The sequence below is a fragment of the Arthrobacter sp. NQ4 genome, assembly GCF_029077345.1.
Lineage (GTDB): Bacteria > Actinomycetota > Actinomycetes > Actinomycetales > Micrococcaceae > Arthrobacter.
In genome coordinates, this window is sequence record NZ_JARETC010000001.1 from 797,702 (window position 1) to 803,781 (window position 6,080).

A 6,080-nucleotide genomic window follows, 5' to 3' on the forward strand; every position below is an offset into this window, starting at 1 on the left:
CTAGCCCTTCAGTCCCTGGGTGGAGACGCCTTCGACGATGTAGCGCTGGAAGATCAGGAAGAAGATCAGCACGGGCAGCAGGGCCAGGACGGACATGGCGATCATGGCGCCGTAGTCGGAGGACTGGGTCTGGTCCACGAACAGCCGCAGGGCCAGCGGCAGCGGATACTTGTCCGGGGTGTTCAGGTACAGCAGCGGGCCCAGGAAATCGTTCCAGCTCCAGATGAAGGAGAAGATGGAGGTGGAGATGAGGGCCGGCTTCATCAGCGGCAGCATGATGGATCCGAAGATCCGGGCGTGCCCCGCCCCGTCGATCCTGGCGGCTTCATCCAGTTCCGCGGGCAGGCCGCGCATGAACTGGACCATCAGGAAGACGAAGAACGCGTCCCCGGCCAGGAACTTGCCGATCAGCAGCGGGACGTAGGTGTCCACCAGGCCCAGCTGCTGGAAAATGATGTACTGCGGAATGATCACCACGTGGAAGGGCAGCAGCAGGGTGGCGATCATCATGCCGAAGAACAGGCTGCGGCCAGGGAAGTTGATCCGGGCGAACGCGTATGCCGACACGCTCGCGGACAGGATGGTGCCGACGACGGCGCCGAGGGCCAGGATCAACGAGTTGGTGAAGAACTGCAGGGTGGACACCCCGCCGATCCCCTCCATGGCGGTCACGAAGTTATCGAAGCTGAAGTTGTTTGACCACAGCGACGTGTTCTGGCCGCCGATCTCCGAGTTGGGCTTGAAGGACGAGGCGATCATCCACAGGCCGGGGTAGAGGACGATGGCAGTGAGGACAAGGGCCACCAGGTGGAAGATGGCGCTCTTGGCCCGTTTGGCCGCCACCGATTCGGATTTCGGGTTGTAGGCCGGGGCGGCGGCGTCCGGTGTGGACTGGGTGGGGGTTGCCGTGGTTGTCATTTTGAATCACCGCTGTAGTGGACCCAGGACTTGGACGTGCGGAAGAAGATCAGGGTGATGATGCCCACCACGATCACCAGCAGCCATGCCATGGCCGAGGCGTAGCCCATCCGGAAATCGCTGAAGCCCCGCAGGTACAGGTAGAGGGTGTAGAAGAGGGTGGATCCGGCGGGGCCGCCGTCACCGTTGGAGATGATGTAGGCCGACGCGAAGATCTGGAACGCGTGGATGGTTTCCATGAGGAGGTTGAAGAAGATCACCGGGGAGAGCATGGGCCAGGTGATGTTGAAGAACTTGCGCACCGGGCCGGCACCGTCCATGGACGCTGCCTCGTACAGCTCACCGGGGATCTGCTTGAGGCCGGCCAGGAAGATCACCATCGGGGCGCCGAACTGCCACACGGTCAGGAGAATGAACATCGGCATGGTCATCGAGGGGTTGCCCACCCAGCCGCCCAGGTTGATCCCGAAGAAAGACAGGCCCTGGTCCACCGGGCCGGAATCGCCGAACATGGCCTTCCAGACGATGGCGATGGAGACGGACGCACCGATCAGGGACGGGGCGTAGAAGGCAGAGCGGTAGAAGCCCTGGCCGCGGCGCTTGCTGTTCAGCAGCATGGCCACCGCCAGTGCCGCCGCGAGCTTCAAGGGGGTACCGAACACCACGTAGCCCACGGTCACGCCCACGGACTGCAGGAAGCGTTCGTCCTGGAACAGGGTGGTGTAGTTGTCCAGGCCGATCCACTTGGGCGGCTCGAACAGGTTGTAGTTGGTGAAGGACAGGTACAGCGAGGAAATCATCGGCCCCACCGTGAGGGCAATGAATCCCAGCAGCCAGGGCAGCAGGAAGGTATAGCCGGCGCGGGCGTCCGAGCCCCGCTGCCGCGACTTGCGCGGCAGAGGGGAACCGGACGACGCCGGGCGCCTGCTCAGGGTTGGGGTTTGAGTCACAAGATCATTCCGTCAGTCGTAAAACCTGGGTGGGAGGGCACGGCGCCGGATCAGGCGTTCTGCTTGATGAGGTCTTCGGCTTCCTTGAACCACGCGTCGACGGCTCCGTCAACCGTGAGCTTGCCGTAGTTCAGGTCGGAGGCGATGCGGCCGAACGACGCTTCCAGCGTGCCGAAGCCAACGATGGGCGGCTCCGGAGCGTCCTTGAGGTACTGCGCGATTGATTTCTCGTAGTCCACCACGAGCTTGTCGGCGCCTTCGAACGTGGTGCCGTCGCGCTGGGTCTTGGAGGCCGGAACGCCGCGGGAGGTCTTGAAGATCTGGCCTACTTCGGGGTCGTTGACCATGAAGTCGATGAAGCGGGCGGCGGCGTCCTTGAACTTGGTCTTGGCACTGGCCACCATCAGCATGGAGGGCTTCAGGAACAGGCCCAGGTTGTTCGGGTCGTCCGACGGCACCGGAACAAGCTTGAGTGATTTGGCCCCGCTGTCGGCCAGGTAGCCCGCCATGAAGTTGTCCCAGGTGACCTCAGAGGCTGTGACGTTGGAACCGAAAGGCGACTTGGGCTTGAGCTGGGTTACCCTGTCTTCCGGGACGAGGGCCTGCGTGCCGCGAAGCTTCGAGTTGAGGTTCCACCAGCTCTTCAGGTCGTCCTTGCTGAAACCAAGCTTCCCATCGCTGTTGAAGGCCTGGATGTTCTTCTGGCGGAGCCAGATGTTGAACTGCCACCACACGCCCGTGAAATCCGTGGAGCCGAACAGGGTCCCGTTGCCCTTGTCCCCTACCTCCTTCAGGAATGCCTGGTATTCCGCCCAGGTCCAGCTGCCGTCCGGCTCCGCTATGCCCAGGGAGGCAAGTTTGGCGGGGTCGTAGTAGACGGCGAAGGCGTTGGTGCTGGTGGGAATGCCGTAAGTCTTGCCCTTGATCTGGCCGGAAGGCAGGAGCGACTTTTCGAAGGCGTCAGTGTTGATCTTGACCGTGCCCAGGTCCAGGAGCTGGTTGCGTTGGCCATAGTCCCGCAGGTAGGACAGGTCCCACTGCATGACGTCGGGAAGACCGCCGCCGGCTGCCTCTGTGGCGCGCTTCTGCCAGTAGCCGGCGAAGTCCGTGAAGTTGCCGTTGACCTTGATGTCCGGGTTCTTCGACTCGAAGAGGGCAATGGCCTTGCGGGTGCGCTCGGCGCGGTCGTCGTTGCCCCACCAGGTGTAGTTGATGGTGACGGGTTTGTCGGCCGATCCGGTCTGGCCGGAAGAGCTGGATCCGTTCCCACAGGCCGACAGGGCTGCGGCAGATGCGGTGCCGATGGCCACGGTTGTGAGGAAATGCCTTCTGTTGATCACGGGAGCCTCCTTGCTCGATGTGTGTTGCCCTTCCGCTCCGTCTACAACGTGAGTAGTGAGCTGGCTTACACGGCTTCTGAAACGATACAATATCGGCAATCCCGGAATTGGGCAAGCGTTTTCCAACGCCTGGCCAATGCCCCCGTTCCGCCTTGCGAGCAGACAAAGGAGTCACATGACACAGCAGGAAACCAGCTCCCCTTCGAGCGTTTGGAACAGGGTTGAGGGCCTGGCCTTCGGAGGTGATTACAACCCTGAGCAGTGGCCGGTGAGCATCCGCCTGGAAGATCTGGACCTCATGCGGGAAGCTGGCGTGAACTTCCTCAGCGTGGGGATCTTCTCCTGGGCGCTGCTGGAACCCGCCGAGGGGCAGTATGACTTCGGGTGGCTGGACGACGTGATGGACAACCTCGCAGGGATCGGCGTGAAGGTGGCACTGGCCACCGCCACGGCCGCTCCCCCTGCCTGGCTGGTCCGCAAGCACCCGGAGATCCTGCCGGTCACGGCTGACGGGACCGTGCTGGGACCGGGCTCGCGGCGGCACTACACGCCGTCGTCGTCCGTGTACCGGCGCTACGCCGCGGGCATCACGCGCGTCCTGGCCGAACGGTACAAGGACCACCCCGCGCTGGCCCTGTGGCACGTGGACAACGAACTGGGCTGCCACGTCTCAGAGTTCCACGGGGAGGAGGACGCCGCGGCCTTCCGTGCCTGGCTGGAGCGCCGGTACGGGAACATCGATGCGCTCAATGCCTCCTGGGGCACGGCGTTCTGGTCCCAGAACTACGGTTCCTTTGACGAAATCCTGCCGCCGTCTGTCGCCCCGTCCACGCTCAACCCGGGCCAGCAGCTGGACTTCCAGCGGTTCAGCTCCTGGGCCCTGATGGACTACTACCGGGACCTCGTGACGGTGCTGCGCGAAGTGACGCCGGACATCCCCTGCACCACCAACCTGATGGCCTCCAGCGCCACCAAGTCCATGGACTACTTCGACTGGGCCAAGGACCTGGACGTCATCGCCAATGACCACTATCTGGTGGCCGCTGACCCCGAACGGCACGTGGAACTCGCGTTCAGCGCGGACCTGACCCGCGGCATTGCGGGCGGTGACCCATGGCTCCTGATGGAACATTCGACGTCGGCCGTGAACTGGCAGCCGCGCAACCAGCCCAAGATGCCCGGTGAGATGCTGCGCAACTCCCTGGCGCACGTGGCCCGCGGCGCCGACGCCGTCATGTTCTTCCAGTGGCGCCAAAGCTTCGCCGGCTCGGAAAAGTTCCATTCCGCGATGGTGCCGCACGGCGGACGGGACACGCGGGTGTGGCGCGAGGTGGTGGAGCTGGGCGCCGCGCTGAAGCGGCTGGAACCGGTGCGCGGTTCGCGGGTGCAGGCCCGGGCCGCCATTGTTTTTGACTATGAGGCGTGGTGGGCAAGCGAGATCGATTCGAAGCCCAGTATCGACGTGAAGTACCTGGACCTGCTGCGGGCGTTCCACCGCGCCCTGTTCCTCCGCGGGATCTCCGTGGACATGGTGCACCCGTCCGCTTCGCTGGATGGGTATGACCTGGTGCTGGTGTGCACGCTGTATGCGGTTTCGGACGGGAACGCCGCCAACGTCGCTGCTGCCGCCGCTGCCGGCGCCACGGTGCTGGTGAGCTACTTCAGCGGGATCGTGGACATGCAGGACCACGTGCGGCTGGGCGGCTACCCCGGGGCGTTCCGTGACGTTTTGGGGGTGCGCGTGGAGGAGTTCCACCCCCTGCTTGCCGAGTCACAGCTGAAGCTCAGCGACGGGACGGTTTCCTCGGTGTGGAGCGAGCATGTCCATCTGGCCGGCGCGGAGGCGGTGCAGGCCTTTACCGGGTACCCGCTGGAAGGTGTCCCTTCCCTCACCCGCCGGGCCGTGGGTTCCGGGGCGGCCTGGTACCTGGCCACCTTCCCCGATCCCGAGGGCATCGAGGCCGTCCTTGACCGGCTGCTCGCCGAGTCGGGCGTCACGCCGGTTGCCGACGCCGATCCCGGGGTGGAGCTGGTCCGCCGGATGGCCGCCGACGGACAAAGCTTCCTGTTCGCGATCAACCACACGCATTCGGCTGCCTCGGTTTCCGCCACGGGCACCGACCTGCTGACGGGCGAGCCATTTGCGGGGACCGTTCCGGCCGGGGGTGTTGCGGTGGTGGAGGAGAGCTAGGCACACGCGTTCCGGGACGTTCGACGGCGGCACCCTCCTTTGGGTGGCGCCGTCTGCGTCTTTGTGCGGGTCCCGGGCGGACAGTGGCCACGTTTTCCACATAGGGGCTTTGGGTGGCTGGGATTGTCACACCCTGCTGGAAGACTTTGGCTATGGAAGCGGTTTTGGAATCGGCGGCAGTACAACAGGGGGTGCGGTGCGCCGAACCTTCCGGTGTTGGTGCCACGCCATACCCGGCCGCCGTGCCTTCCATTGGTGATGTCCTGAACCTGCTCGCCCGGGTCCCGGTCCCTGCGGATGGCGCGGGCATGATCGAGCAGATTCGTGGGTTGGAGGATCTGAAGTCCTTGGCGGGTGCCCGGCAGGCTGATACCGCTGTCGCTTTTGATTTATCCCAGCGGCGGGAGCAGGCCGAGGCCGGGGTCCCGGCTGACGAGCAGGGCGCCGGGGTCGCGGCGCAGATCGCGTTGGCCCGGCGTGAGTCCCCCGCCCGGGGTTCCCGGTTGCTCGGCCTGGCCAAAACCCTCACCGGCATGCCGCACACGTTCCAGGCGTTCCGGACCGGCCTGTTGAGCGAGTGGCGGGCCACGCTGATCGTGAAAGACACCATCTGCCTGAGCACCGAGGACCGGGCCGGGGTGGATGAGGAACTCGCCGCCGACACCGGCGCCCTGAACGGCC

General features: G+C 64.7%; 4 protein-coding genes and 1 pseudogene. 2 read left to right on the forward strand and 3 right to left on the reverse strand.

Annotated elements, in window-relative coordinates:
* The 3 genes from PUN51_RS03785 to PUN51_RS03795 are packed head-to-tail and all read right to left on the reverse strand — an operon-like array spanning window position 1 to window position 3,208.
* The gene (locus PUN51_RS03785) at window positions 1-918 is read right to left on the reverse strand and encodes a carbohydrate ABC transporter permease (RefSeq protein WP_159630791.1); all 918 of its coding nucleotides are present in this window, start codon (window positions 916-918) and stop codon (window positions 1-3) included.
* Window positions 915-1,868, reverse strand: coding sequence for a carbohydrate ABC transporter permease (locus PUN51_RS03790; protein WP_159630789.1), 954 nt, complete (start codon window positions 1,866-1,868; stop codon window positions 915-917). The genes PUN51_RS03785 and PUN51_RS03790 overlap by 4 nt, the downstream gene beginning before the upstream one ends.
* Before the next feature lie 50 nt (window positions 1,869-1,918).
* Window positions 1,919-3,208, reverse strand: coding sequence for an ABC transporter substrate-binding protein (locus PUN51_RS03795; RefSeq protein WP_275179947.1), 1,290 nt, complete (start codon window positions 3,206-3,208; stop codon window positions 1,919-1,921).
* Window positions 3,209-3,383: 175 nt separating this feature from the next.
* Here PUN51_RS03795 and PUN51_RS03800 point away from each other — a divergent pair, with 175 nt between their 5' ends.
* A complete protein-coding gene (locus tag PUN51_RS03800) occupies window positions 3,384-5,399 on the forward strand; it encodes a beta-galactosidase (protein WP_275179948.1) in 2,016 nt (671 codons plus the stop codon).
* Window positions 5,400-5,707: 308 nt separating this feature from the next.
* Window positions 5,708-6,080 (forward strand): annotated as a pseudogene (locus PUN51_RS03805) (DUF222 domain-containing protein); the annotation flags it as partial.

What these genes read in the sequence shown, in the direction of transcription:
- PUN51_RS03785 (WP_159630791.1), bottom strand. Translation starts at nt 918, where the DNA reads ATGACAACCACGGCAACCCCCACCCAGTCCACACCGGACGCCGCCGCC.
- PUN51_RS03800 (WP_275179948.1), top strand. Translation starts at nt 3,384, where the DNA reads ATGACACAGCAGGAAACCAGCTCCCCTTCGAGCGTTTGGAACAGGGTT.